Origin of the sequence: Trebonia sp. (assembly GCF_049794275.1) — a bacterium.
In the GTDB taxonomy this organism is placed as follows: Bacteria; Actinomycetota; Actinomycetes; order Streptosporangiales; family Streptosporangiaceae; genus Trebonia.
The window spans coordinates 1-1636 of record NZ_JBARCR010000148.1 but is presented as its reverse complement, the minus strand read 5'-3'; the positions used below and the strand labels follow the sequence as shown (position 1 = coordinate 1636).

Here is a 1636-nt window from a genome sequence, read left to right as displayed (position 1 = left end):
GGCCGAGGCCCGCCACGGCGGCTACCTCGTGGCGTACGCGTCGGGCCTGCCGCTGCGCCCGTCCACCTCCTGGTGGAAAGACCTGACCACTCAACTGCCCGGCAACGTCACCGCCGAATACCCCGGCCGCACCTTCGCCCTCACCGAGATCCTCGTCCGCCCGTCCTGGCGGCGGCAGGGCATCGGCCGGGCGCTGCACGACCTCATCCTCGACGGCCGGGCGGAAGAACGGGCGACCCTCACCGTCCCGCCGGATGCGGCCGCCGCACAGGCCGCCTTCAGGTCATGGGGCTGGCGGCGGCTCGCGCGCACTCGCGGCCAGGGCCCGGACGTGCCGGTGCTCGACGTCCTATTGACGGGCCTCCCGCTTTGCCGATAAAGCCGTAAATGCCGCTAAACGTGATTTAGCGGAATGAGGGCTAGACTTCACGACGGCAAAGTTCCCACAATGTACCTGGCGGTCCCCGGCGCTCTCAATTATCTGCACGGACAGCATTCACGCTGTCCAGGTACGGGGGGACACCATGTACGCGGGACCAACCAGCACCAAATTCGGACAAGTAGCGATAGCAGAACCGCTCAGGTTCGACCTACTTGAATTCCACGACGACACGCCGCTCAAAGAAGTCGAGCACGCCATTCCCATCCCGGTCCTCGACCAGGAAGACCTGGACAAGCAGGGCATCGACGTGACCAAGCTGGTGCCAGGCGCCGCGGCCGCGGACGCACTCGGCTCCTGCACCTGCAACACCGGCACGGCGCACATCGCCGAACGGTGGGCCGCCGCCGGCAAGGACATCACGGGCCTCAAGCTCACCGGCGGCACCGGCGCGATCGCCATGTCCGGGACCGACGGCCCGGCCGACGAGGAGTTCGCGATCCTCCTGTACCACCTGGTCACCGACCAGACCGGCGTCCCGTCCCAGGAATGGCCGCCCACCGACTGCGGCTCCAACGGCCTGTACGTCTGCCAGGAGCTCATCGCCCAGGGCTTCGCGGCCAGCTACAAGTCCGCGCCGAACGTCACCGCCGCCCTCGCCCTGCTGCAATTGGGCACCGTCATGCAGGGCGGCCCGTGGTTCAACTCGTGGATGAAGCCCGACAGTAACGGCTTCGTGGACGGCGACGGCAGCTACGAGGCCATGCGCGCGTCCGTGAAGTCCGGCGTGGCCGGCGGCCACGAGACGCTGCAGCGCGGCATCACGCAGCTGGCCCTGACCAGCAGCGGCAGCGTCGACCTGGGCAACACGGTCATCAAGGTCAGGAACTCGTGGAGCACGCAGTTCGGCCTGAACGGCGACTACCTGCTGCACGCCTCGACCCTGAACTACCTGCTCAGGTACTACGACTTCAAGGCGGTCGTGCTCGCCTGACGTCCCGGGGTCATCGGGGGCAGCCCGAACACGGGAAACAGCCCGGGATCGAGGAATGACACGATCCGCGCCAGGGCTGCCCCCCTGACCTCAAGCACGACGATGGCGTGCGCGTGATAGCCGTCGCCGCCTCGCCGGTACGCGGCGAACGCGGGCTGCCCGTTGGCGCCGGTCGCGGTCAGCGCGAAATCGCCTGGCGCGCCGAGCACCCGGGTGCCGAAGAAGCGGGCGACCGCCTCGCGGCCGGCGAACCAGGTCGGCGT

The 1636-nt window shown here is 68.6% G+C and carries 2 protein-coding genes and 1 pseudogene; 2 read left to right on the top strand and 1 reads right to left on the bottom strand.

Annotated elements, in window-relative coordinates:
• Both WA805_RS04330 and WA805_RS04325 read left to right on the top strand, forming a co-directional pair.
• A partial coding sequence (locus WA805_RS04330; protein WP_425241691.1) for a GNAT family N-acetyltransferase occupies positions 1 to 379 on the top strand: 379 nt, incomplete at its 5' end.
• 145 nt (positions 380 to 524) lie between these two features.
• Positions 525 to 1373, top strand: coding sequence for a hypothetical protein (locus WA805_RS04325; RefSeq protein ID WP_422290735.1), 849 nt, complete (start codon positions 525 to 527; stop codon positions 1371 to 1373).
• Here the strand turns inward: WA805_RS04325 and WA805_RS04320 are convergent.
• Positions 1343 to 1636, bottom strand: a pseudogene (locus tag WA805_RS04320) (RNA polymerase subunit sigma-70); the annotation flags it as partial. The gene WA805_RS04325 and the pseudogene WA805_RS04320 overlap by 31 nt on opposite strands.

Bases quoted from the DNA above. Each gene is read 5' to 3' on its own strand.
- WA805_RS04325 (WP_422290735.1), top strand. From the start codon at position 525: ATGTACGCGGGACCAACCAGCACCAAATTCGGACAAGTAGCGATAGCA.